The sequence below is a fragment of the Pseudomonas sp. C6002 genome, from assembly GCF_013385805.1.
In the GTDB taxonomy this organism is placed as follows: Bacteria; Pseudomonadota; Gammaproteobacteria; order Pseudomonadales; family Pseudomonadaceae; genus Aquipseudomonas.
Window position 1 is genome coordinate 35,719 of record NZ_JACAPH010000028.1, and the last position, 25,782, is coordinate 61,500.

19 protein-coding genes are annotated in these 25,782 nt (G+C 62.7%); 15 read left to right on the plus strand and 4 right to left on the minus strand.

Annotation, left to right across the window (positions count from 1 at the left end; all coding sequences use genetic code 11):
- The first annotated feature begins 71 nt into the window (after window positions 1–71).
- The 13 genes from HX817_RS18530 to HX817_RS18590 all read left to right on the plus strand — a co-directional run bounded on the left by HX817_RS18530 (window position 72) and on the right by HX817_RS18590 (window position 18,369).
- Window positions 72–2,558 (plus strand): TonB-dependent receptor, encoded by a 2,487-nt coding sequence (locus tag HX817_RS18530; RefSeq protein ID WP_177040821.1) that lies wholly within the window; start codon window positions 72–74, stop codon window positions 2,556–2,558.
- Between the two features lie 444 nt (window positions 2,559–3,002).
- Window positions 3,003–4,442, plus strand: a complete 1,440-nt coding sequence (locus HX817_RS18535; protein ID WP_003208206.1) for an undecaprenyl-phosphate glucose phosphotransferase — start codon at window positions 3,003–3,005, stop codon at window positions 4,440–4,442.
- A complete protein-coding gene (locus HX817_RS18540) occupies window positions 4,442–5,902 on the plus strand; it encodes a mannose-1-phosphate guanylyltransferase/mannose-6-phosphate isomerase (RefSeq protein ID WP_003208208.1) in 1,461 nt (486 codons plus the stop codon). Before HX817_RS18535 ends, HX817_RS18540 begins: the two co-directional genes overlap by 1 nt.
- Entirely contained in the window at window positions 5,902–6,813 is a 912-nt protein-coding gene (locus HX817_RS18545) for a glycosyltransferase family 2 protein (RefSeq protein ID WP_003208209.1), read from the plus strand. The genes HX817_RS18540 and HX817_RS18545 overlap by 1 nt, the downstream gene beginning before the upstream one ends.
- A gap of 29 nt (window positions 6,814–6,842) precedes the next feature.
- Complete coding sequence (locus HX817_RS18550; RefSeq protein ID WP_008434559.1) at window positions 6,843–7,607, plus strand: polysaccharide biosynthesis/export family protein; 765 nt, start codon at window positions 6,843–6,845, stop codon at window positions 7,605–7,607.
- Window positions 7,608–7,621: 14 nt separating this feature from the next.
- Window positions 7,622–9,613, plus strand: coding sequence for an exopolysaccharide transport family protein (locus tag HX817_RS18555; protein ID WP_003208213.1), 1,992 nt, complete (start codon window positions 7,622–7,624; stop codon window positions 9,611–9,613).
- The gene (locus HX817_RS18560) at window positions 9,613–10,803 is read left to right on the plus strand and encodes a glycosyltransferase (RefSeq protein WP_003208215.1); all 1,191 of its coding nucleotides are present in this window, start codon (window positions 9,613–9,615) and stop codon (window positions 10,801–10,803) included. The genes HX817_RS18555 and HX817_RS18560 overlap by 1 nt, the downstream gene beginning before the upstream one ends.
- Window positions 10,793–12,121 carry a cellulase family glycosylhydrolase gene (locus tag HX817_RS18565; RefSeq protein ID WP_177040823.1) on the plus strand — a complete coding sequence of 443 codons (1,329 nt, stop codon included), beginning with the start codon at window positions 10,793–10,795 and terminating at the stop codon, window positions 12,119–12,121. Before HX817_RS18560 ends, HX817_RS18565 begins: the two co-directional genes overlap by 11 nt.
- An 8-nt stretch (window positions 12,122–12,129) precedes the next feature.
- Window positions 12,130–13,347 (plus strand): glycosyltransferase family 4 protein, encoded by a 1,218-nt coding sequence (locus tag HX817_RS18570; RefSeq protein WP_177040824.1) that lies wholly within the window; start codon window positions 12,130–12,132, stop codon window positions 13,345–13,347.
- Entirely contained in the window at window positions 13,338–14,441 is a 1,104-nt protein-coding gene (locus HX817_RS18575; RefSeq protein WP_177040827.1) for a glycosyltransferase family 1 protein, read from the plus strand. Before HX817_RS18570 ends, HX817_RS18575 begins: the two co-directional genes overlap by 10 nt.
- 2 nt (window positions 14,442–14,443) lie before the next feature.
- A complete protein-coding gene (locus HX817_RS18580; RefSeq protein WP_177040839.1) occupies window positions 14,444–15,871 on the plus strand; it encodes an O-antigen ligase family protein in 1,428 nt (475 codons plus the stop codon).
- Window positions 15,872–15,873: 2 nt separating this feature from the next.
- On the plus strand, window positions 15,874–17,289 hold the full coding sequence (gene murJ, locus HX817_RS18585; protein ID WP_003208222.1) for a murein biosynthesis integral membrane protein MurJ: 1,416 nt from the start codon (window positions 15,874–15,876) through the stop codon (window positions 17,287–17,289).
- Window positions 17,290–17,325: 36 nt separating this feature from the next.
- On the plus strand, window positions 17,326–18,369 hold the full coding sequence (locus HX817_RS18590; protein WP_177040829.1) for an acyltransferase family protein: 1,044 nt from the start codon (window positions 17,326–17,328) through the stop codon (window positions 18,367–18,369).
- 112 nt (window positions 18,370–18,481) lie between these two features.
- Here HX817_RS18590 and HX817_RS18595 read toward each other — a convergent pair whose 3' ends face one another.
- Together HX817_RS18595 and HX817_RS18600 are read right to left on the minus strand one after the other, a co-directional pair.
- Window positions 18,482–19,063 (minus strand): DUF4174 domain-containing protein, encoded by a 582-nt coding sequence (locus HX817_RS18595; protein ID WP_134327043.1) that lies wholly within the window; start codon window positions 19,061–19,063, stop codon window positions 18,482–18,484.
- Between the two features lie 164 nt (window positions 19,064–19,227).
- Entirely contained in the window at window positions 19,228–19,848 is a 621-nt protein-coding gene (locus tag HX817_RS18600) for a glutathione S-transferase (RefSeq protein ID WP_177040831.1), read from the minus strand.
- 70 nt (window positions 19,849–19,918) lie between these two features.
- Here HX817_RS18600 and HX817_RS18605 point away from each other — a divergent pair, with 70 nt between their 5' ends.
- Entirely contained in the window at window positions 19,919–20,134 is a 216-nt protein-coding gene (locus HX817_RS18605; RefSeq protein ID WP_003208231.1) for an AbrB/MazE/SpoVT family DNA-binding domain-containing protein, read from the plus strand.
- Here HX817_RS18605 and HX817_RS18610 read toward each other — a convergent pair.
- Entirely contained in the window at window positions 20,131–20,709 is a 579-nt protein-coding gene (locus HX817_RS18610) for a GNAT family N-acetyltransferase (RefSeq protein ID WP_008434573.1), read from the minus strand. The two genes, HX817_RS18605 and HX817_RS18610, sit on opposite strands and share 4 nt — an antisense overlap.
- A 72-nt stretch (window positions 20,710–20,781) precedes the next feature.
- The gene (locus HX817_RS18615) at window positions 20,782–23,139 is read right to left on the minus strand and encodes a DNA polymerase II (protein WP_003208233.1); all 2,358 of its coding nucleotides are present in this window, start codon (window positions 23,137–23,139) and stop codon (window positions 20,782–20,784) included.
- Between the two features lie 230 nt (window positions 23,140–23,369).
- Here HX817_RS18615 and HX817_RS18620 point away from each other — a divergent pair, with 230 nt between their 5' ends.
- A complete protein-coding gene (locus HX817_RS18620; protein ID WP_177040833.1) occupies window positions 23,370–25,604 on the plus strand; it encodes a TonB-dependent siderophore receptor in 2,235 nt (744 codons plus the stop codon).
- Window positions 25,605–25,782 lie beyond the last annotated feature (178 nt).

Sequence of the window (25,782 nt, forward strand, 5' to 3'; positions counted from 1 at the left end):
CGCTCGACCTGTAAGGAAAGGCCGATCAACAGGCCGATTCTGTCCACTTCCTTCAGGAGCATTCCGCGGTCATGCAAGCGTTCCCCTCCAAGCGTTCTCCCCTCAAGCATGCGGTGCACGCCGCCCTGCTCGGTGCCTGCCTGAACGGCAGCGCCCTGCCCCTGGCGGTCATGGCGCAAACGCCTGTCAGCGACACCCAGGCCCGTGACTGGAACATTGCACCCGGCCCATTGGCCACCGTGCTCGACCAGTTTGCGCGCCAGGCGAGTATCAGCCTGTCCTATGACGCCACCAGCGTCGCCGGCAAGACCAGCCCCGGCCTCAACGGCGCGCTGGACAGCCAACAGGCCTTGAGCCAATTGATCCAGGGCCAGGGCTTGCAAGCCCAACGCCAGAGCAACAACACCTGGCTGCTGTTGCCGCAAGTCGCGGACACCGGCGCGCTGAACCTGGGTGCCACCACCGTGACCGGCGAACACCTCGGCGTCACCACTGACGGCAGCGGTTCCTACACCACTGGCGCCGTGACCATCGGCAAGGGCGCCCACAGCCTGCGGGAAACACCGCAATCGGTCAGCGTCATGACCCGCAAGCTGATCGACGACCAGAACATCACCACCATCGATCAATTACTGGAACACACCCCGGGCATCACCACCTACGACTCACCTATGGGTGGCAAGTATTTCTATTCCCGTGGTTTCAAGATGCTCGGCCAATACCAGTTCGACGGTGTGCCGTTGGACATCGGCAAAGACTACGTACAGGCCGACAGCTTCACCGCCAACATGGCGATCTATGACCGGGTGGAAGTGCTCAAGGGCGCGGCCGGCATGCTCAAGGGCGCCGGCACCGCCAGTGGTGCGGTGAACTTCGTGCGCAAGCGGCCACAAGACAAACCCACTACCAGCCTGTCGCTGTCTGCCGGCACCTGGGACAACTACCGCGCCGACGTCGATACCGGCGGCCCGCTCAATGACAGCGGCACCGTACGCGGCCGCGCCGTGGTCAGCCAACAGAACCGTGGCTCGTACATGGACGTCTCCAAGCGCCAGGACCAAGCTGTGTACCTCGCACTGGATGTTGACCTCTCGCCCGACACCACCCTGGGCATCGGGGCCAGCTACGAAGATGTCGATGCAACGCCCTGCTGGGGCGGCGTGCCGCGCTACAGCGACGGCAAGAGCATCGGCCTGAGCCGTTCCACCTGCCTGGGCCAGGCCTGGAACGACTGGCAGAGCCAACGCACTACGCTGTTTGCCGACCTCACCCACCACTTCAACGACGACTGGCAACTCAAGGTCACGGCGGTGAACAGCCGCAACCTGCAAGACATCAAATACGCCGCCAGCCAAGGCACCGTGAAGTACGGTGATCCGGCGCCAACCGCCGAGATGTACGCCGCGCTGTTTGACTACGACCACCGGGATTTCGGACTGGATGCCTACCTGGACGGTAAGTTCGAAGCGTTCGGTTTGCAGCATGAACTCATCATCGGCGCCAATGGCAGCCGTGGCACCCAGGACGATGTCTACGCGATCCGGAGCCTGCCCGACCGGCAAAGTATCTTCCTGCCCAACCACCACTTCCCGCAGCCCGCCAACGATACCTTCTGGCCCAATATGTACCGGGGCGGCACCGTCAAGGAAACCGCCACCCAGTACGGTACCTACGCCACTTTGCGCCTGAGGCTGGCCGAGCCATTGATGGTGGTGCTCGGCAGTCGCGTCAGTTGGTTCGAAAACCGCCGCCAGTCGAATAACCTCGCCTGGGGCGAATGGGCCCTGCAGGATGCACGCACCAAGGAAACCGGTGAAGTCACGCCGTTCGCCGCGGTGATCTATGACCTCGACGACAACCTTTCGGTGTACGCCAGCTACGCCGATATCTTCCAGCCACAAAGCTCCAACGCCACGGTGACCGGCGCTGCCCTCAAGCCCAAAATCGGCGAAAACTACGAGCTGGGCATCAAGGGCGAATGGTTTGAGGGGCGCCTCAACAGCTCGCTGGCATTGTTCCGCGCTATCGAGAAAAACGCCGCCGAAACCGACTACACCACCCAATGCGGTACCTCGGCAGACGGCTATTGCTACACCGACACTGGCAAGGTTCGCGCACAAGGTGTCGAAGCCGAGTTGAGTGGCGAGTTGCTGGAACGCTTGCAAGTGGCGGGCGGCTACACCTACACCCAGACCAAGAATCTCAACAACATCAACAGCGCCGCCATTGGCGCGGTCGCAAACAGCTACGTGCCGCGACACATGCTGCGCTTGTGGGGCGATTATCAGTTGGACGGCACACTGTCGAAATGGAGCGTCGGCACCGGCGTCAACGCCCAGAGCAGCAACTACCGAATTCAAGGCATCAAACTGGAACAAGCCGGTTATGCGATATGGAATGCGCGGTTGGCGTACCGGGTTGATGACACATGGACGGTGGCGCTGAACGGTAACAATCTCTTCGACAAAAATTACTATCAGACGGTGGGAACGGCCGACTGGGGTAATTTCTACGGTGAACCGCGCAACTTTACCGTCAGTTTGAAAGGCAATTTTTAAGGTTAGTACCGCCTCAATGTGGTGACGGACTCACGTCCTCACCACTCATCGCTTGTCCCCGAAAAACCCCGCATCCGACCTCCGTCAAAAAAAGGTTTTCCTCAGCCGCAGGAAATTTCCCAAATTTGTTCCTACACTCCAAAACGCCAGCATTTTGTTCCGGGAAAACCCGGAAATCCGACCAAGACAGTCAACAAACTGTCACGCGGAAGAGCACCTGACGTGTCTAGACCGAAGGTCTTATAAAAAAGTCAAAACCTTGACGAGCGACGAAAAGGGAACCATCATTTAGCCATTACCCCGCAAATTCCCTGCAGATAGATAGGTAATTGCGTATTACCCAGCGAAGTAACCGTTCGTCTGGCGCCACTTATAAAGCAAGCCCTGCCTTTATGGATGAGCAGCCGAACAAGGAAGCCCTGGTGTGCAATGAGGGATGTTTTTATGCGCGAGAAGTCGTCAGTCGACAGCCTGTTTTTGACCCGGGCCGGTTTCATTGAGTTCTTTGTTGTTTTCGTAAAATTGATGCACGGCCTCACCGCCGTTTTTCCAGCACTGATCCTGCTGTTTTATCCAGACCCGATGGCCCCCGAACTGCGCGCGCACTTTCTCGGCTTGCTGCTGTTTTTCGCGATCCTGACGATCATTCTGTTCCAGGCCATGGGGGTTTACTCCGAGGAGCTGTTCAGCAACCGCCTGCGGTTTCGCACCATGCTGGTGGCCTGGTCCGCGGCCTTTTGCATCCTGCTGTTCATGTACCAGATTCTGCTGATGTTCCCGCAGTTGAGCCCGCGCAACCTGGCGTTCTGGTTTATCACCAGCCTGGCGTTGTTCGGGCTGGAGCGGATCGTGATGCTGCGCCTGTTCCGCAACCTGATGGCCAGCGGCAAATACCTGCAACGCACGGTGATCCTCGGCTTCACCGACACCGCCGTGCACGTGGCCGACCACTTGCAGCGCAACGGCGATATCCGTTCCGGACTGATCGGTTTTATCGACGACCGCACCGAGCGCATCCCCAAGGAACTGAGCAACCTGCCGCTGCTGGGCAACACGCGCGACCTGGAAAAACTGATCCGCTCCGAGCAGGTCAACCAAGTGATGATCACCCTGCCCTGGGCCGCCGAACAGCGGATCAACGGGCTGGTAAAGCGCCTGCGGCAGATGTCGGTCAACGTCATGCTGGTGCCTGACATGGCGGCCCTGCGCTATGGCCACAGCCGTATCACCGATGTGGGCGGCATCCTGATGTTCAACACCTCCCACGTGCCGCTGCGGGGCTGGTCGCCGTTTATCAAGCGCTGTGAAGACCTGATCCTGGCAACCCTGGGCCTGGTGGCACTCTCGCCGATCATGCTGATCACGGCGATTGCCATCAAGCTCGACTCCAAGGGCCCGGTGCTGTTTCGCCAGAACCGGTTTGGCTACAACGACAACGTGATCCGGGTGTTCAAGTTCCGCTCGATGTACGCCGAGATGAGCGACTTCAACGCCGACCGCCAGACCACCCGCGGCGACCCGCGCATCACCCGCGTGGGCCGGATCATTCGCAAGACCAGCATCGATGAGCTGCCGCAGCTGTTCAACGTGCTGCTGGGCAACATGTCGATGGTCGGCCCGCGGCCCCATGCCACCGCGACCAAGGCCGCCGGCGTGCCCTACGAAGTGGCGGTGAGCGAGTACAGCTCGCGCCACCGGGTAAAACCGGGCATCACTGGCTGGGCGCAAATCAACGGCTATCGTGGTGAAACCGACACCCTGTTCAAGATCCAGAAACGCGTTGAGTACGACCTGGAGTACATCTCGAAGTGGTCGGTGTGGTTCGACTTGTACATCGTTTTCATGACGGTCCCGGCCGTCCTTTCGACCAAGGAAGTCTATTGATGAACACCCTCAACGGCTTGATTCCCTGCATCATTTCCGGTGGTTCGGGCACCCGGCTGTGGCCGGTGTCGCGGCAGAACATGCCCAAGCCTTTCATGCGCATGCGTGATGACCAGAGCCTGCTGCAGAAGACGTTCCTGCGGGCCAGTCACCTGCCGGGCGTAGAAAGCGTGCTGACGGTGACCAACCGCGACCTGCTGTTTCGCACCCTCGATGACTACCGCGTGGTCAACAAGGCCCATCTGGCCCTTGACCTGTTGCTGGAGCCGTTCGGGCGCAACACCGCCGCCGCCATCGCCGTGGCCGCCCTGCATGTACAGGAAAACTTCGGCAGCGAGGCGCAGTTGCTGATCCTGCCCGCCGACCATCTGATTCTTGATGAAAGCGCCTTCGCCGATGCCGTCACCCAGGCCCGCGAACTGGCGGAGGCCGGCTACCTGGTGACGTTCGGCATCCAGCCCGACCACCCGGAAACCGGTTTCGGCTATATCGAACAAGGCGAGGCGCTAGGCCAGGGGTTCCGGGTCAAGCGCTTCGTCGAGAAGCCCGACCTGGCCACCGCCCAGGGCTATCTGGACGGCGGCAAGCACCTGTGGAATGCCGGGATGTTCTGCTTCAAGGCCGGTACATTGCTGGAGGAACTGGCGCTGCACGCCCCCGCCGTGCTGGACGCCGCCAAGGCCGCCCTCGAGCACGGCCACAGCCTGAACAACAACAGTTGCCGTCAGCGCGAGCTGAACGCTGAAGGTTTCGGCGCGGCGCCCGACATCTCGATCGACGTGGCGCTCATGGAAAAATCCGCGCAAGTGGCGGTGGTGCCCTGCGACATCGGCTGGAGTGATATCGGTTCCTGGGACGCGGTGCGCCAACTCACCCCCAGCGACGCCAACGGCAACCAGGTCAATGGCCAGGCGATCCTGCATGACGTGCACAACTGCTACATCGACTCGCCCAAGCGCGTGCTGGGCGCAGTGGGCGTGCGCGACCTGATCGTCGTCGACACCCCGGATGCGATCCTGATTGCCGACGCCAAACGCAGCCAGGACGTGCGCTACATCGTCGCCGAGCTCAAGCGCCAGGACCATCCGGCATTCAGCCTGCACCGCACCGTCACCCGGCCGTGGGGCACCTACACCGTGCTGGAAGAAAGCAGCCGCTTCAAGATCAAGCGCATCGTGGTCAAGCCCCAGGCCTCCTTGTCCCTGCAAATGCACCATCACCGCAGCGAGCACTGGGTAGTAGTCAGCGGCGCGGCGATGATTACCAACGGCGACCGTGAATTCCTGATCAACGCCAACGAGTCGACCTACATTCCGGCCGGGCACAAGCACCGCCTGACCAACCCCGGCATCATCGACCTGGTGATGATCGAGGTGCAGAGCGGCGAGTACCTGGGCGAAGACGACATTGTGCGTTTTGACGACATCTACGGCCGGGCTCCGGCCGAAGTGAAGAAGTGATGCGTACCGCCCTGATCATCCCGACCCGCAACGCTTCCAGCCACCTCGACCGGCTGCTGCCGGCGCTGCGCATGCAAACCCTGCAACCGGACGAAACCCTGGTGGTCGACAGCGCTTCCAGCGATGACACCGTGGCGCGTTTTCGCGAGTTCGGCGTACGGGTCGAAGTGATCGATGCCAAGGACTTCAACCATGGCGGCACCCGCCGCTGGGCCAGCGAGCAAGTCGACGGCGACGCGCTGATCGTGATGACCCAGGACGCGATCCCCGCCGAACCCGAGACGTTCGCCAACCTGGTGGGCGAACTGGAACTGGACCCGCTCAACGGCGTCGCTTACGGCCGCCAGTTGCCGCACCCGGATGCCGGCGTGCTGGGCGCCCAGTCACGCCACTTCAATTACCCGCCGCAAAGCCGCAGCAAAAGCCTGGCTGATGCGCCGGAGCTGGGGATCAAGACCTGCTTCAGCTCGGATTCGTTTTCGGTGTACCGGCGCAGCGCCCTGCAAGCCGTCGGTGGCTTCCCCGCGGATGTGATCGGCAGCGAGGACGCCTACGTCGCCGCCCGCATGCTGCTGGAAGGCTACAAGGTGCGCTACGCCGCCACCGCCCTGGTCTATCACTCCCACGATTACCGTCTCATGGATGAGTTTCACCGCTACTTCGACATTGGCGTTTTCTACGGCCGCGAGCCGTGGATCCGCCAGGCTTTTGGCGATGCCGGCGGTGAAGGTAAACGCTATGTACTGGCCGAGCTTCGAGCGTTACGCGAAGCCGGTGCATTGCACCGCGTACCCGAAGTACTGGTGCGCAGCGCGTTCAAATTGCTCGGCTACCGGCTGGGCCATCTGGAGCGCCAGCTCCCCCTCGCCCTCAAGCGGCGCATCAGCATGTTCCCCGGTTATTGGAGGTGAGCATCATGACCTACAGGAAGACCCCTTTGATGAAACGAACCTTGCTCGTCCTGGCCATGATGGCATTGGCCGCCTGCAATACGCCCGCGCGGATCGTCGCGCCCGATGGCAAGACGGTGGACGAGGGCAAGCAGGCCCTCGATCGCATGGCCCAACTGCCACCGGCGGTGGAGCGGATCCGCATCGGCGACCAGTTGCGGATTGTCCGCGATGCCGGGGAAATGCCAACCCTGTCGGCGTTCAACGTCAGCACGATTTACGAGCTGACGCTGTACACCGTGCAGAACGACGGCAAGATCAACTATCCCTTCCTGGGGCCGATCCAGGTGGCGCGGCGCACGCCGGCGGAAGTCGCCGCCGAGCTGAGCCAGAAACTCGCACCGGTGTATCGCGAGCCTCGGGTGACGGTGAACATCAACCAGGCGCCGGGCAACACGGTGATCGTCGGCGGCGCGGTATTAAACCCGTCGGCTGTCTCCATCGCCACGGCCCCGACCATGGAGCAGGCGATTCTCGGTGCCGGCGGCGTGAGCTCGGTGGGCAACGCGAGCATGGTCGCCCTGCTGCGTGAAGATGGCCAAGGCGTCTACCACGCCTACTTCCTCGATTTCAGCCAGTACCTGAAGAACGGCGCACTGGGCCGCAAGCCCGTGGCGCTGCAACGCGGTGACGTGGTGTTTGTACCCAAGTCCAACGTCGGCGAACGGATCCAAGGCGTGGACACTTACCTGAACCAGCTGATTCCCTTCACCAAATCCATTGGTGTGGGCTACAGCTACACCACGAACCACTAAAGGAGCGACATCCCATGATCGAGATCCGTTCTTTTCGTGATCTTCTGCGTCTGTTCTTCATCTTCAAGCACGAGTTCAAACTGGCGGCGATTGCCGCGCTGGTGATCATTTTGCTGGGGGCGTTCCTGCTGCCGGCCAAGTATGAATCCACCGCGCGATTGCTGGTAAAACCAGGGCGTGACTCGACGATGCCGATCGAGGTCGACAACCGTCAGCCAATCGTCATGCCGAGCACCCAGCGCGACCCGATTGTCGACGAAGAGCGCCTGCTGACCGGCCGCCCTATCGTGCGTGCAGTGGCCGAGCATTACCTCGACGTGATGGACAAGATGCAGCCGCCGGAAGGCGTGTGGAAGCGCACCAAGTGGTACGTCAAGAAAGGCATCAGTGCCGTATTTGACGGTGTGCGAGTGGTGCTGGAAACCGTTGGCATCGTCGAAGAAACCACCCCGGTGGAACGCCTGGCGAAAAGCCTGGAGAAAAACTTCGAAGTGACCCACGCCATCGGCTCTACGGTGATGGACATCAGCTTCCGCTGGGATGACCCGCAAATCGCCCAGGCGGTGGTCAAGGATTGGGTCGAGACCTACATCGACGAGCGCACCCAGGCGTTGGGCCGCAAGAGCCTGTATGCGTTCTATGAAGGCCAGGTGTCTTCCAGCGCTGCGCAGATCAAGAGCTACAAGGAGCAGATCCTCGCGCACTTGAACGACATCGGCGCCTCGAGCATCACCGATCGCCTGGAAGACTTGTCCGAGCGGATCAACGTGCTGCGTGGCGAGGTGTTCAACTCCACTCGGCTGATCGCTTCCTCCGACGTGGCGTTGCAGAGCACCCGTGACCAACTCAAGGGCCAGCCCAAAGAGGTGACCACGGTTCGCCAGATCGCGTTGAACCCGCAGCAACAAGACTTGCGCCGCCTGCTGAACCAGAAGCTCCTGGAAAAAGCCGACATGATGCGTACCTATACGGATAACGCGCCGCCGGTCAAAGCCCTGGACGCTTCGATCCGTGCCATGCAGGCCCAGGTCGCCGGTGAAAGCGACACGGTGCAAAGCTCCGAGAACCGCGCGCCGAACACCCTGGAAATCCACCTGCAACGGGTACTGCTGGATGAGACCAGCCGCAACCAGTCGCTGCGTACACAGTTGGTGCAACAGCAGAAGCAACTGACTGAACTGGAAGCCCAGCGCAAGGACGCCCTGGCCATCGAGCCGGAACTGGCGCGCCTGGCCCGTGAGTTGAACGGCACCGAGAAAAACTACGCGCTGTATGTCGACAGCCTGGAAAAATCGCGGATCGACCGCGAACTGGACAAGAGCCAGATCAGTAACATCGCGGTGATCGAAGAAGCCACCCTGAACCCTGGGCGCGTCTTCCCGAAAACCCTGCTGATGCTGTTGCTGGCGATCCCGTTCTCCATCGTGGTCGGCTTGCTGGTGATCTACCTGTGCTACCTGCTGGATCAACGGATCCACGACGGCGGCCTGGTGGAAGGCAAATTCGGCCTGCCGCTGTGGACCACGCTGCCGGAGTTGGACACCAGCACCGCGCAAAGCACCAACGCCTTCAACGCGAGCATCTATCGCCTGTATGGGTTGCTGCCGCTGGAGCGTATTGCCGAACAGGGCCTGACCCTGGGGCTGACCTCGGCACGGCACGGTGAAGGCGTGAGCTTTATCGTCGAGCAGTTGCGCCAGTTGCTGGAAGAGAACGGCGTGCGGGTGCGGATCGGCGGGGTTGAGCCGGCGATTCCGGGCCAGGTGGTACTGCTGGATGCGTCGGCGCTGCTGGACAATCGTGATGCGTTCATCAACCTGCGCCGTGCCGACCTGATTGCGCTGGTAGTGGAAGCGCAAAAAAGCACGGTACCGGTGGTGGAACACGCACTGTCGATCCTCACCACGGCGTTCGGCAAGGTCGATGGCATTATCATCAACCGCCGCAAGTTCGAGGTACCGGTCAAGGTGCTGAAAACCATCGCCAAATACCGGGGTTCGTTCTGATGCGCATCGCCCTGCTCGCTCCCCTGCCGCCGGAAAAGAACGGGATCGCCGACTACGCGAACCACTTCAAGACGGCACTGGAGCAACTGGGCGTCGAGGTGGCTACGCCCTTGACGGGCGTGGTCGGCAGCACGGCGGCGATCAAGCAAGCCATTGCCGGTTTCGACTGGCAGGGTGTTGACCTGGTCCACGCCGAGCTGGGCGGTGGGCGGCTGGGGGAGTTCCTGGCCCTGCGCGAATTGCGCAAGGCCTACCCCGCCCTGCCGTTGACCGCCACGGTGCATGACCCGGAACGCATGGTCTGGCGGCGCGAGCAATTGCCCTTTCCGCTGAACCTGCTGGAATCCTTGCCCAGCCCATTGCCCCAGGCGGCAGTGGTGCTGGCCGATCCCTTGACCCTGCGCGAAGAACGTCACGTCGCCCAGGGCCTGACTCGGCTGGTGACCCTCACCCGCCTGGGCGCCGACTGCCTGACGGCGCGCATGCAATTGCCCGCCGGCAAGGTGGCGGTGATCAACCACGCCAACCTGGATATCCCGCCGGTGGCCTTGCCGCCGCTGGATACGCTGCACCTGTTGTATTTCGGTTTTATCTACCGTGGCAAAGGCATCGAAGATCTGTTGCAGGCCCTGGCCGCCGCCTTCGAAAAAGCCCCCGAATTGCGTGACCGTGTGCGCCTGACCCTGGCCGGTGGCACTGCCGCCGAAATGGCGTTTGGCACAGGCGGCAATTACCTGGAGCAGTTGAACAGCCAGATTGCCGAACTCGGCCTGGCAGGCTCCATCGACTGGCGGCTGAATTTGCCGGCCAGCGAGATCCCGCAGACGATCCAGGCGCACCATGTGATGGTGCTGCCGTATCGCGAATCGAAAAAGCTCGGCCTGCTGGGCCGCCAGCGCGGCACCAGCGGCGCATTGTCCTGGGCTGCCGCCTGCGGGCGCGGCGCGATCACCTCCGATGCCAGGGCGTTTGCCGAGGAAGTCGCCAGCGGCAATGGCGCCATCTATCCACAAGGCGATGTAGCCGCCTTGAGCGAACAACTGCTGCGGCTCGCACGCAACCCGCACATGGCCACGGACTGGGCCGCACGCGCCGCCGCCATAGGCCGCGAACGGTTGTGGCCAGTGACCGCGCAGAAGTTCGCGAGCCTGTTTGAGCAAACCGTTGCAGGAGGCAACCATGGCGCGTAAACGGACTTACCTCGCTACCCTCGCAGTCGTCGCTGCGCTGGGTTTGACCGCCTTTCTCTGGGGCCGCCCGGCCGATGCCGAGAGCCATGTGCTCAAGGGCAGCAAAGAGGTCGTGTGGAAGGACTTCCTGGGGGTGAACGCGCAGTTCCTGTGGTTCAGCCCCGAGCGTTATCAGAAGCAGATCGACCGCCTCAAGGCCCTGGGCCTGGAGTGGGTGCGCCTGGACCTGCACTGGGACCAGCTGGAAACCGCCGAGAACCAGTACAACGTCGCGACCCTCGACGAACTGGTGAACAAGCTGCAGCAGAACCAGATCAAGTCGGTGTTCTACCTGGTGGGCTCGGCGAAGTTCGCCACCACCGCGCCCGCCTCCTCGCCGTACCAGGACCAGTTCCCGCCCAAGGACCCGAGTATCTTCGCCAACCGCATGGCATTGCTGGAACAGCGTTACCCCAGCGTGGACGCGTGGCAGGTGTGGAACGAACCGAACCTGCTGGGGTTCTGGCGCCCCGCCGCCGACCCGGCCGGCTATGCGAACCTGTTGCAAGTCACCGCCGCCGCGTTGCGGGTGGTGAACCCGAACAAACCGGTGGTGGCCGCCGGCATGGCATTCTTCAGCGAAATGCCCAACGGCCAGAACATGCTCGACGGGCTGCTGCAACTGGGCGTGCCGAGCCTGAATACCGTCATGTCCTATCACCCCTACACCCAATTGCCCGAAGGCAACACGCCGTCGAACCTCGACTTTGTCGAAAAAACCAGCGCCCTCAACCAGAAACTGCGGGCGGCCGGGGTGAATACCCTGTGGAGCACCGAGTGGGGCTGGTCGACCTACAAAGGCCCGAAAGAGGTGCAGGACTTCATCACCACCCAGGGCCAGGCCGACTACATCGTGCGCCGCGTCGCGCTGATGAGCGCGCTGGATTTCGACAAGATCTTCCTGTTCACCCTGAGCGACCTGGACCAGCGCGCCAGCGTGCGCGACCAGAGTTATGGCTTGCTCGACATCGACGCCAACCCCAAGCCGTCGTACACCGCGCTGCAGAATTTCCTGCAGGTGAGCGGGCCCAAATTGACCCCCGGCGACCCACCCACCGCCGATCAGTTGCCCGATGGCCTGTTCAGCATCGGCTGGTCCCGTGCCGACGGGCGCAAGGTGTGGTTTTTCTGGTCGGCCCGTGGCGGCAGCGCGCACTTGCCGGGCATGACCACCGCCACCTTGTATGACCCGTTGCGCGGCACCGAAACACCCTTGAGTGGCACCAATGGACTGGACGTACCGGTCAAGCCGAACCTGCAAATTCTGTTATGGGATTGAAGCCACCCATGCGCATCCTCTGGATCCTGCCCTACTCGCCTTGGCCCGCTACCAGCGGCGGCAAGACGCGCCAGTTTCATTTGCTGCGCAGCCTGGCTGCGCGCGGGCATCGGATCACCTTGCTGCTGCATGACAAACATGCGGTATCGCTGACGGATCGCCAGGTGCTGGAAGCCTTTCTGGAACAGGTGATCATCCTCCCCCGCCGCCCGCTGCGCAGCCTGAAGACCCTGCTGGCCGGGCTGTTTGCGCCGTACCCGTTGCTGGCCAGTGTGAATGGCCTGTCGGGTGAACTGCAGGACACCTTCGAGCGCTTGCTGACCGAGCATTGGGACGTGGTGCAGATCGAACATACCTACACCTTCCAGCCTTACGAAGCTGCATTGGCCCGTCGCTCCCAGCCGTTTGTGCTGACCGAACACAATGTCGAATCGTCCCTCGGCGCCGCGACTTACGACCGCCTGCCCGGCTGGGCGTTGCCGTTCATACGCTACGATCAATGGCGCTACGGCCGCTGGGAACACCGGGTGATGCGCCAGGCCGCGCAAGTGGTCGCCGTGACCGACGCCGACGCCCAGACCCTGGCGCAGATTGCCGGCAAGCCGGTACCGGTGGTGGTCAACGGGGTGGATTGCGCGCACTTCGCTGCTGCCCGACCCGACCCGACGACCCGCCGCGTGCTGTTTCTGGGCAACTACGAATACGCGCCCAACGTCGATGCCATCGAGTGGGCACTGGATGAGATCCTGCCGAAAGTGTGGGCCCGCTGCCCCGACGCACGCATGAGCGTCTGCGGTTTCGGCATGCCGGAAAGCTGGCGCGAACGCTGGCAGGACGGACGCATCGAATGGCAGGGCTTTGTCCCCAACCTGCTGGCCCTGCAATCGAGTTGCTCGGTGTTTCTGGCGCCGTTGCGCCATGGCGGCGGCTCCAAGCTCAAGGTGCTTGAAGCCCTGGCCGCCGGCCTGCCGCTGGCGAGTACCGACCAGGGCGTGTCCGGCCTGGACCTGGTGGAAGGCCTGGATTACCTCGGCGGCCAGACCGCTGAAAGCCTGGCCGACGCCGTGGTGCGCCTGCTGCAACAGCCTGAAATCGCAGCTCCCATGGGCGAAGCCGGTCGCGCCTATGTGCGCCGTGCCCATGACTGGAGCGTCGCCGCCAGCCAGCTGGAGCAGGTGTACGCGCAACTGTCGCCCCAGAGCCAAAAGGAGCCGGCATGCGCATAGGCCTCGATTACCGCACCGTCGGCACCTCGCCGCAATCAGGCATCAGTCGCCAGGTGTACGCCCTGGAAGATGCCCTGCGCACCCTGCCCGGCATCGAGCTCGAACGCTTCAGCGTCGCGCCGCTGGGGGATGAGCTGCGCCTGAACGTGCATTGCCCGGACTGGGGCTGCGCCAAGACCGCCATGCACCAGCCGCACCAGCGCCTGCGTTTCGAGGCGGGCTACCTGCCCAAGGCGCTGCGCAATGAGCACATCGATGTGTACATAAGCACCTTCAATATGGGCCTGCCGCTGCCGCCCAAACCCCAGGGCCTGCGCACCGTGGTGCTGCTGCATGACCTGTTTCAGATCACCCTGGACAACTATCACGCCAACCGCCTGAAGGCGCTGATCTACAAGGCCAGTGATCGGCTGTCGATCACCTATGCGGTGCACACGGCAGACCGGGTGTGGACGCCTTCGCAGTACAGTGCCGACGAAACCGCGCGGCTGTTTCCCAAGGCGGCAGGCAAGATTCGCGTGTTGCCCAACCAGGTGGTCGGTTTTGTCGGACTGCCGGCGGACCTCTCGGCCCGGCAACTGCCCGAGCGCTACTGGCTGCTGGTGGGTACCCGGGAATTGCGCAAGAACGTGCCGTTCCTGGTGAACGCCTGGCAGCAAGCGCGCAGCCAGTCGCCGAGCGTGCCGGAACTGGTGCTGGTGGGCAGCCTGGAGCATTTGCCCGAAGCACAACGCAACTACCCGGGGATACGCGCCTTGAGCGGCGTATCCGACGCTGAATTGCACGGGCTCTACCGCAAGGCCTTGCGCCTGTGGCAGCCTTCCTACGCGGAAGGCTTTGGCTTGCCGGTAATCGAAGCCCTGAGCGTCGGCACTCCGGTGGCGGTGGCCAGCGGTACCTCGCTGGACGAAATCACCCCGCCGCTGGCACCGCGGTTTTCACCCACGGACGGCGCGGCGCTGGTGCAATTGATGCTGCACCTGGCCGACCAACCCGTCGAACAACCACCTGAACAGTTACGCAGCTGGGCCGAACGCTTCAACCACCAGGCCTACCGTCGGCGCCTGGCCGAACTGATCGAGGAATTGAATTGAGAATCTCACTGGGTAGCCTCGTCGCCATCGTCTTCGGCCTGCTGTTTGGTGGGTTGATCCTGTTTCTTTCCCCGTTCAAGGCCGTGCTGGCAGTGATCGGCCTGGCCGCTGCCGTGACGATTCTGCGGTTCCCGTTCTGGGGACTGCTGCTGTTCGCCCTGGTGGCGACGTTCATGCCCTACTCCACCCTCAACCTGGGGATTCGCAGTACGGTCAGTGAGGCGCTGATCGCCCTGACCTGGGCGGCGGTGATCTGGCACGGTTTCCTCTCGCGCCTGCCGGCCGCCCCACCGCTGTCGCGGCGCCCTACCGACCGCATGTTGATGTGGCTGATGATCTTCACAGTGGTGCCGTTTATCGTCGGCCAGGTGAGCATTACCGCCGAGGCCAGCGGCGTGGCGAACTGGTTGCGTTGGCTGCTGAACCTGTCGGTGCTGTTCCTCGCCGCCAAGCTGCTGGTTGAACAGAAGAACCGCGAAGCCCTGGTGATCGCCTTGTTGCTGGGCACACTGGCGATGCTGGTGATGTCCATCGGCGTATTTATCCGCTCGCGCTCGGCCTCGGGCATGTTGCCGATCCTGACCCTGATGAACTACGGCAGCCTCGACACCTTGTCCTTGGGCCTGGGTGCCATGGCCTCGCGGATGGGTTCGCCATGGATGCACCCGAATGCCACCGGCGGGATCATGGCGCTGCTGCTGCCATTGGCGTTCTGCTACGGCATCACCAACACCGGCTGGAAACGCGGTCTCGGCCTGGGCGTTGCCTGCCTGGGTGCGGCGGCCCTGCTGTTGGCCAGCAGCCGGGGGGCGATGGTCAGCCTGGCGCTGGTGCTGATCTGGATGGCGTCGCGGCGGGTGCCGTACACCGGGCGTTTGCTGATGATCGGCGTGGCGTTGGCGGCGGCGCTGGTAGTGTCGTATCCACCGCTGCAGGAACGCCTGGCGACGATCTTTTCGGCGCAGAACGCGAGTACGGAAGTGCGCTTTGACGAATACCGCATGTTCCCCCAGGCCGTGGCCAGTTACCCGCTGGGCATTGGCTTCAAGGTTGACCCTCCGGTGCCGGGTACGCACCTGCTGGGGATTTCCAACCTGTGGCTGAATTTCGTCTACAAGACCGGGGTGATCAGCATGCTGCTGTTTATCGCAGTGACCTGGCGCTGGTGGCGCGAGTCCCGTCCGGAAATCGGCCCGATCCGCCTGACCAAGGACAATGCGATCTGGCTGGGCAGCACGGCGGGGATTCTGTCGGCGCTGGTCAGCGGCTTTTTTGACCACTACTTCAGCTTCGCCCTGGTGATGATTGCGCTGTTCTGGCTGATGGTGGGGATCAACGTGCTGGAGGCGCGGCGGCTGTTTCCGGCGCGTCTGCCAAAGGTCAAGACCGTGGCGCATCGCAAGCCTGTGCTCGATAGCGTCGGGCCCTAGGCATGCTCGGATCGGCGTTCTGGTTGACCCTGGCAACCTTGCTGGGGCTGTGCCTCGGGTTTGCCCGTGAGTGGTTGCTGGTGGCGGCGTGGGGTGCGGGCGAGCGCAGCGATGCGTTCCTGATCGCGCTGTTCTTGCCCGAAGCGTTACGCATGTCCCTGGCCGGCGGTGTGCTGAGTGCCGCCGCCCTGCCGCTGTACCTGCAACGCAAGGACGGCGAGCGCCTGGACTGGCTGGCGGTGTTGTTCCCGGCGCTGTTGCTGATCGCCCTGGTGACCAGCCTGCTGCTGACGTTGCTGGCGCCATGGCTGGTGCAGCTGCTCGGCCCGGGGCTGGCGGCGACGGCCACCAGCCTCGCCAGCAGCAACTTGCAGATTCTCGCCTGGAGTGTGCCGGGGCTGATGCTGCATGCGCTGTTCAGTATTCCGCTGCAGGCCAGCGAGCGCTTTGTGGTCGCGGGGCTCGGTTCGTTGCTGTTCAACCTGCCGCCGGTGACCTACCTCGCCCTCGCCGGTACCGCCACGCAACCGCACTCGCTGGCGTTGGCCTGCCTCACCGGCAGCCTGCTGATGCCCCTGGCGCTGTTGCCGTCGATGCTGCGCCTGGGCTGGCGGCCGTGGCGGCTGCGGGCTTCGACATTGGAATTGCGCGAGCTGGGCGCTCGCATAGGCCCGCTGCTTTTAAGCAACGGTGCCAGCCAGGGTTTGGCGCTGATTGAACGGCTGGTGGCGTCCTTGCTGGGTGAAGGTGCGGTGACCTGGGTCAACCTGGCCCGCAAGCTGATGAACTTGCCGTTGATTGCCCTGATGAGCCTCAACCAGGTGCTGCTGGGCATGATGAGCCGGCGCCAGGGCGACGAGCGCCTGGCCCTGCTCAAGCGTGGCCTGGAAACCGCCAGCCTGCTGACCTTGCCCGCAGGCGTCGGCCTGGTGGCGGCGGCGCCGAGCCTGGTGGCGTTGCTGCTGCCGAAGCAGTCGGTGGATTCGCCGTTGCCGCTGCTGCTGGCCTGGTTTGCCGTGCCGCTGGTGTTCGGCGCCTGGAACGCCCTGCTGGCGCGTTATGCCTATGCCGCCGGCGACACCCGCCAGCCGCTGCGTTGCGAGTTGCTGGGCAGCCTGGTGAACGTGTTGCTGCTGGGTGTGCTGCCGTTTGTGTTTGGCCTGGCGGGTATCCCGCTGGCCGCCCTCGCCGGCGTGCTGTGCACGGCGTTGCTGCTGATGCAACGCCAGGCCTTGCTCGGCGCCCTGCCCTGGAAGGGGCACTGGTTGCTGAGTGGGCTGGTGATGGGCTTGGCGGCGTTGGTGTTGTTTCGGGTTCAAGGTATCTGGCTTCAGCTGGGGTTGAGCACCCTGGCGGGGGCCGTGGTGTTGCTGGGCATGGGCCTGTGGCTCAAGCCGTGGCGCAAGGCAGATTTATAGAGTGGGAGCAGTCAGGTGAAAAAACGCTGGATTCAAATGGATATTGCCAAGGGCATTGGCATCCTGATCATCGTGTTCGGGCACAGCTGGTTTGTCGCCAGTTCCCTGGACTTGCTGTACCCGCTGCTGGCGGTATTTATCCTGCCGTTGTTCTTCTTTCTCTCCGGGGTGTTCTTCAAGCCTGAACAACCCTTTGTCGAGATGGCGGTGCGCAAGGCCGATGCACTGCTCAAGCCGTTCTTCTTCACCATGCTGGTGTACATCCTGATCCGCGACCTGCTGCGCGGCCAGGCACTGCTGCCGGACATCGGCGGCGTGCTGTATGCCTCGGTGGACACCATTCCATGGCAGGCGCTGTGGTTCCTGCCGCACTTCTGGGTGGCGATTCTGTTCGGCTGGGTGATGTTGCGGCTGATGCAGCACCTGGGCTTGTCGCTGGCCATGAGCTGCGTGGTGATCACCCTGCAATTGATGCTCGGGATCTGGACCCTGCCGTGGTTCTGGCAGGTGCCGGTGACCGTCGGCGGGCAGACCTGGACGATGCCGGGGCTGCCGTTCAGCATTGATGTGACGTTGATCAGCAGTACCTATTTCATCTTTGGTTACCTGCTGCGGGACGTGCTGCGTCGCCACCAGAGTTCGTTGCTGACGCTACTGGGCGCCATGGCGTTGTTTGCGGTGGTGTTCATCTACAGCTGGGACACCATGGACCTGGCACAGCGGCGTTACGACCACTGGCTGTGGACCAGTTTGCTGGCGGTGATCGGCGTGTATGTATGCTGGGCGCTGGCCGGGGTGATGATGGTCTCGGGGCTGCTGACGCGGGCGATGACGTACATCGGGCAGTCAACGTTGATTTTGTTGATCTTCCACGGGGAAATTCAACACAAGACGGTGGACTTGATGGAACGGTTCGGGCTGCATCCGCTGCTGTCGGCGAGCATCGGGCTGGTGGTGGCGGTGGTGGTGCCGTTGATGATCGGCGAGGTGATCAAGCGGGTGGCCTTCCTGCGGTTTTTCTACTTCCCGTTCCCGGTGCGCAAGGCACCGGCGGTGGCCGGTGAAAAGCCTGGAGCTTGAGGCGTGATATGGGAGCTGTCGAGCTTTAGCGAGGCTGCGTGGCATCACCGCGGTGTGCCTGAATTACCGAGGTGATGCTATCGCAGGCAAGCCAGCTCCTACAGAAAAACGCTCAATCATCCAGTGCCGGTTGTGGCGCTGGATGCTTGGAGTTCTTGCCGGCCTTGGCTCCAGGCTTGCCTGCTGCAGGGGCAGCGGGCTCAGGTTCGGCCGGCGCGGCAAGGTCCTTTTCAGCCTGGGGCATCTGATCAATCGCGCTGAAGAAATCCGCCAGGCTGAGGGTGTCGGGTGGCACGGTCTTCTCGAGTTTTTTCTCGCCGTCCTTGCCCACCAGAATCACTTTGGTGCCACTGCCGGCACCCAGCTTGAGTGCGCGGATCAGCGCGTTGGTTTCCGGCGGTGCGAGCTTCTTGTTGTCCTTCGCGTCCTTGGCGAACTTCTCGCCTTCAGCGCCGATGCTGCCAAAGGACACGGTGTACAGCACCATGTTGCGCTCTTCAAAGGACTGCTTGTTGGCAGGCTCGTCCAGCTGTTTCTTGAGGGTGGCCAACGTCGGGTTGCCGGAGTCGAGCTCCACCACCACCAACGGACGGGACTTGCCCAGGTCCTGCTTGAGCGGATTGAGATCATCCGCGGCCAACAGCGGCCCCGTAAAAGCCATCAAGGTAGCCAGGGTCAGCGACCGGATGAGCATGCACACCTCCTTTGAATTCCATGCAGGGTTCTTGAGTTTCATGTCTGCGACAGTCAAATTCAAGGATGATTCCTACAACAACTTCAGAAAGCGTAGGTCAGGACGCCCGCGACGCAAGGCGTTTAGCCACCTTACGCCTCATTGTTTCTTTTGATTGCGGATGCTCACGACGGCCAATGCCGGGCAAATACCGGCGCTACGTTTGGGTGGGCATCCACCTGCGCCAGCACCCGGGCAAACTCAGGCCGCGACTGTTGCAGCGCGTCCCGCCCGCCTGCCCAACGCGACACCGCCGCAGCCATGATCGCCAGTGCATTCGGAACCTGCGCCGGGGTGAACAGTTGCTCGGCAAATTGATCGGCAAACACTTCCCAGGCCCCATGCAGGCGGCGACGGGTGCCGCTGATCAGCTGTTCATGCTGCTGCGCATCGGGGCTGTCGGTCCAGCGTTCCGGATAGTCGATGATGCCAATCGCCGAGTAACAGTTGGCGGCGATGTACACCAGGCCGCGAATGACTTGGGCGGGCTCCTCGGGCAGCAGCCCTGAGGCGGGAAACTGCAGGCCCAGGTGAATCAGGATCGCCGCGCTTTCCGTCAACACGCCGCCATTGGGCAGTTGCAGAGTGGGGATTTGCTTGAGCGGGTTGATCCGCGCCAACGCCTCGTTGCCCACGCGGTCTTCCCAGGAGCAGGCGTCGACCTGGCACCACTCGACACCGCAACGCTGCAGGGCAATTTCGATGATGCACGAGCCGGTGCCTTGGGTTCCGTAAAGGGTGTACACAGTGCCAAGCCTCCTGGCAGTGGATTGAGGTGTTAGGCTAGGCCGTTCATTCGTTCAACGGGAAGCCATCATGCACAGCAAACGCGTCACGATCGAAGACTGGGACGGCGACGGCGCCATCCGCCTGCCAGACGAAGCCTTGCAGGAACTGGGGCTGGATGTGGGCGACACGCTGTACATCGTCGAGACCTATGTGGGCACGCAAAAAGGCTTTGTGCTGTCGACCACGCCGAAAATTGCCGACCGGATGGATGAGTTGGTGGAAGAGCTGAGCCATAAGCCCTAGCGAGCCAGCCTGGCTTGCAACCCCGCCTTCACCTGTGGCCATTCCGGATCAATGATGCTGAAGCGCACCGAGTTGCGCTTGCGGCCATCGGGCATGATGCGCTCGTGGCGCACGATCCCTTCCTGTACCGCGCCGAGGCGCAGGATCGCGGCCCGGGATTTTTCGTTGAGTTCATCGGTGGTGAACTGCACCCGCACGCACTCCATCACTTCAAACGCGTGGGTCAGCAGCAACAGCTTGGCCTCGGTGTTGACCCCGGACTTCTGCACCGACTGGCTGATAAACGTGTGGCCGATCTCCAGCTTGCGATTGACCCGGTCGACCTTCCAGAACCGGGTGCTGCCCACCACTTCACCGGTGTCGCGGCGCACGATGACAAACGGCATCACGGTGCCTGCCTCACGCCCGGCCAGGGCAATGTCCACGTACTTTTCGACGGTGTCGGGCCCCGGCACGTTGGTCACCTTGAGGTTCCACAACTGCCCGTCGGCAGCAGCCTGTACCAGGGCGGTGGCGTGTTCGCGTTGCAGGGGCCGGAGTTCGACCGTGGTGCCGGTCAGGGTGATTTCAGTCATGGGAGGGCTGCGCTGTTTGGTGGTCGTCAGTGGCCAAGATTGCAGGCTCTCGCCACCTCAAGGCAAGCCGTTTTAGAACAAGCCCATCTGGCCGCCCACCAGGGTGCCGAAGTCATCGTTTACAAACGGCAGGATCGCGTCCGCCACCGGTTGCAGTTGCCGGGTGACATAGTGGTCGTAGTCGATCGGTGCCTGGCGCACTTCCAGCGGCTCGGGGCCGTTGACGCTGATCACGTAGCTGATCCAGCCACCGTTCTGGTACTGGCGCGGGCGACCCTGGCGGTCGTTGTATTCGTCGGCCAGCCGCGCGGCGCGCACGTGGGGCGGTACGTTGCGCTCGTAGTCGCCCAGTTGCCGGCGCAGGCGCTTGCGGTAGATCAGCAGGTCGTCGAGCTCGCCGCTCAAGGTGCGACGTACGTAGTCGCGCACATAATCCTGGTGGGGCTGGCGGTGGAAGATGCGCTGGTAGAGTTCCTGCTGGAATTGCCGGGCCAGGGGCGACCAGTCGCTGCGTACGGTTTCCAGGCCCTTGTAGACCATTTCTTCGCTGCCGTCGGCACGGGTGACCAGCCCGGCGTAGCGCTTTTTGCTGCCTTCTTCCGCACCACGAATGGTCGGCATCAGGAAGCGGCTGAAGTGGGTTTCGTATTGCAGTTCCAGGGCGCTTTGCAGGCCGAACTCACTCTGCAGGCGCTCGCGCCACCAGGTGTTGACGTGCTGCACCAGGTCCAGGCCGATGCGCGTCGCGTCTTCCTGGGAATGGGGGCTGCCGAGCCAGACAAAAGTCGAGTCGGTATCGCCGTAGATCACCTCATAACCCCGGGCTTCGACCAACTCGCGGGTCTGGCGCATGATCTGGTGGCCGCGCAGGGTGATGGACGATGCCAGTCGCGTGTCGAAGAAGCGGCAACCACTGGAGCCGAGTACGCCGTAGAAGGCGTTCATGATGATCTTCAGCGCTTGGGACAGCGGCGCGTTGTGTTCGCGCTTGGCCACTTCGCGGCCCTCGGAAACCCGCGCGACAATCGACGGCAGGCAATGCCGGGTGCGGGAAAACCGCGCACCGCGAAAGCCTTCCACCGACTCGCTGTCTTCGGGGTGACGCAGGCCTTCGATCAGGCCCACCGGGTCGATCAGAAAGCTGCGGATGATCGACGGGTAGAGGCTTTTGTAGTCAAGCACCAGCACCGACTCGTAGAGGCCCGGGCGCGAATCCATGACAAACCCGCCGGGGCTGGCCTGGGGTGGTTTGTCTCCCAGGTTCGGCGCGACGAAACCCTGGCGGTGCATCAGCGGCATGTACAGGTGCGTGAACGCTGCCACCGAACCGCCGTTGCGGTCTGCCGGCAAGCCGGTGACGCTGGCTCGTTCGAGGAGGAATTTCAGCAGCTCGGTCTTCTCGAAAATCCGCGTGACCAGCTCGCAGTCCTTGAGGTTGTAGCGTGCCAGCGCGGGCTTGTCCTCGGCGAACATGCGGTTGATTTCGTCCATGCGCTGGTACGGCGTGGAGATCGATTTACCTTCACCGAGCAAGGTCTGGGCGACGTTTTCCAGGCTGAAGGATTCGAAACTCCAGGTGGCCGAGCGCAAGGCTTCGATGCCATCGATGATCAACCGCCCGGCCGCTGCCGCGAAGTAGTGATTGCGGCTGCCGTGCTCGCGCCAGCCCATGGCATCGCCGCCACGGCCCAGCAGCAGCGGCACGTTCAGGCGTTGCGCATGTTCGTGCAGCACGCGCAGGTCGAACTGCACCAGGTTCCAGCCGATGATCGCGTCGGGGTCATGGGTGGCGAGCCACACATTCAGGCGTTCGAGGAGTTCGGCGCGGGTGTCGCAATAGTCGAGCTTGAAGTCCACCGCATCGGTGTTGTTGGGCGGGCCGAGCATGTACACCTGGCGCTCGCCGCAACCTTCCAGGGCGATGGAATACAGGTCGCCCTGGGCGGTGGTCTCGATGTCCAGCGACACCAGCTTGAGGGGCGGGCGATAATCCGGCGCGGGTTTCATCTGCGCCTCCACCAGCATGCCGCCCTCGCCCGCTTTGCCGCCGAACAACACCGGCGCGGTGATGAAGCGCTCCATCATGTAGCGATCGGGCGGGCGCACATCGCCTTCGTAGACGTCGATGCCGGCTCGACGCAGGCGCTTTTCCAGGTCCATCAATTGGCGATGCTGTTTGGTGTAGAGGCCCAGCACCGGGCGATGGTGGAAGTCGCAGAGCGCCAGGTCACGCAACTCGATACCGCGCTCGCCCTTGAGCTGCAGCTCGGCCGGCTTGCGATGGGCTTGCGGGATGAACATCACGGAGGTCTGCACCGGCAAGCGCACGAACCTGGGGCCTTGATCGGTAGCCAGCCAAAAGCTGACCTCCGTGCCCGCCGGGGTGTCGCGCCAATGCCGGGTCAGGACAAACCCCTGCTGTAAATCCACCTTGCCACACCTCAAGAATCACTTTCAGGGCGTGATTCTACTCGGCCTGTGCCACGGCGCGGCGATTTAACCGAAATGGCCTACGTATACGGAGAGAGTAATCTCACAAACTTGTTGCAGAACATTAATGACAATTACTATCATTCGCACCGGAGTCGTATCCGCGCAGCGAGGACGCGCAACGTTGTTGCCCTTTTCCTCACATTGACGGTTCGCCGTCAGGATCGACCATGCCCACTTCCACCCGTTTGGCTGTGCCGTTTCGCCCTACCCTGCTCGCCCTTTGCTGCTCCCTGAACCTCGCCGCTCACGCCGCCACTCCAGAAACCCCGCAGGATGCGAACAACAGTCAGGACGGCAAGGCTCTGGAACTGGGTGCTACCACCATCAGCGCCGACGCGGCCACGCCCAACGCCCTGCCCCCGGTGTACGCCGGCGGCCAGGTCGCCCGCGGCGGGCAACTGGGGGTGCTGGGCAACCAGGACATCATGGACGTGCCCTTCAGCATGTCTTCCTACACCGAAAAATTGATCCGTGACCAGCAGGCCGAGAACGTCGGCGATGTGCTGCTCAACGATTCGTCCGTGCGCCAGGCGTCGGGGTACGCGAACCAGGCCCAGGCCTTTGTGATCCGTGGCCTGCCGCTGAACGGCGATGACATTTCGTTCAACGGTCTGTACGGCATCCTGCCGCGCCAGATCATGTCCACCGACGCCCTGGAGCGGGTTGAAGTGTTCAAGGGCCCCAACGCCTTTATCAATGGCGTGACGCCCGGCGGTTCCGGGATTGGCGGCGGCGTGAACCTGCAACCCAAGCGCGCCGATGATGTGCCGTTGCGGCGTTTCAGCACCGACATCAGCAGCGATGGCCGGGTCGGCGAGCACCTGGATATCGGGCAACGTTTTGGCGAAGACAATCGTTTTGGCGCACGGGTGAATATTTCCCAGCGCGAAGGCGACACCGGGATCGATGACGAGAGCCAGCGTTCGAAGCTGTTTGCGGTTGGCCTGGACTATCGCGGTGATGCGCTGCGTTTGTCGGGAGACTTTGTCTACTCGAAACAGCAGATCAATGGCGGGCGCAACACCGTGTTGCTCGGCCAGAACCTGACCCATATCCCCAACGCGCCTTCGGCCGACACCAACTACGCGCCGAGCTGGGGCACCAGCAGCCTGGAAGACACTTTCGGCATGTTGCGCGCCGAGTACGACCTGAATGACAATTGGACCGCCTACATCGCAGGCGGCGCCAAGCACACCAACGAGATTGGCCGTTACTCCTCGGTCACGTTGAATGACACCCTGGGCAATGCCACCGTCAGTGGCTCGCGCATCGCCCACCAGGAAGACAACACCAGCCTGATGGCGGGCTTGAATGGCAAGTTCCAGACCGGCGCTGTCAGCCACAAACTGAACTTCGGGTTGACCGGGATCTGGGCCCAGACGCGCAACGCCTATGACTTCGACCTCAACGGCCACGCCAGCAATATCTATAACCCGGTGGACGTTGCCGAACCGGTCAAGGGCAGTTTCGTCGGCGGCGACCTGAACGATCCGGGCATCACCGCCAAGACCTTCGCCCGCAGTGCAGCGGTCTCGGACACCCTGGGCTTTATGGATGATCGCTTGCTGGTGACCGCCGGGTTGCGCCGCCAGGAACTGGTGGTCCAAGGGTATGCCTACGGGTCGGGCCCACGTAACGCCAATTACGACAAGTCGATCACCACACCGGTGTACGGCTTGGTGTTCAAGCCGTGGGACCACGTGTCGTTCTATGCCAACCATATCGAAGGCTTGGCCCAGGGCCCGACCGCACCTCAGAACGCCGGCACCGCGCCCATCACCAATGCCGGCCAGGCCTATGCCCCGGCGCGCTCGAAACAGACCGAAGCCGGGGTCAAGCTCGACATGGGTACCTATGGCGCAACCCTGGGTGTGTATCGCATCGAGCAACCAACTGACGGTTACTCACAACTCAGCGCCGACGGCTTGAGCGCCACCTATGTTCGCCAGGGCGAGCAAGTCAACAAAGGCGTTGAGCTCAACGTGTTCGGTGAACCGATCGCCGGCCTGCGCCTGCTGGGCGGCGCAACCATCATCCACACCGAAGTCCACGGCACCCAGAACGGCGCCAACGACGGCAACCGCGCCATCGGCGTACCGACCTTCCAACTGAATGCCGGCGTGGACTGGGATGTACCAGGCCTGCAAGGCGTGACAGTCAACGGACGAATGCTGCGCACCGGCGGCCAATATGCCGACGCGGCCAACAACCTCAGCCTGCCCGCCTGGAACCGCTTCGACGTGGGCGCCCGCTACACCTTCAAGGTGGAACAGCGAGACGTCACCCTCGGCGCCACTGTGGAGAACGTCGCCAATACCAAGTACTGGGAATCGGCACTCGGCGGCTACCTGACCCAAGGTGACCCGCGCGTGGCCAAGCTGTCGGCCAGTATCGACTTCTAACCCCTGTCAATGTGGGCGCTGGCTTGCCTGCGATGCGGGCACCTCGGTGTGTCAGATGCACCTCGGTGATGCTATCGCAGGCAAGCCAGCTCCTACAGAAAGCAGATCTGCCTGCACCCGGGTTGTTTGCCGGACATTGGACAGCCGAACGCCAACTGCGTAGTTTCCCAACCACTGC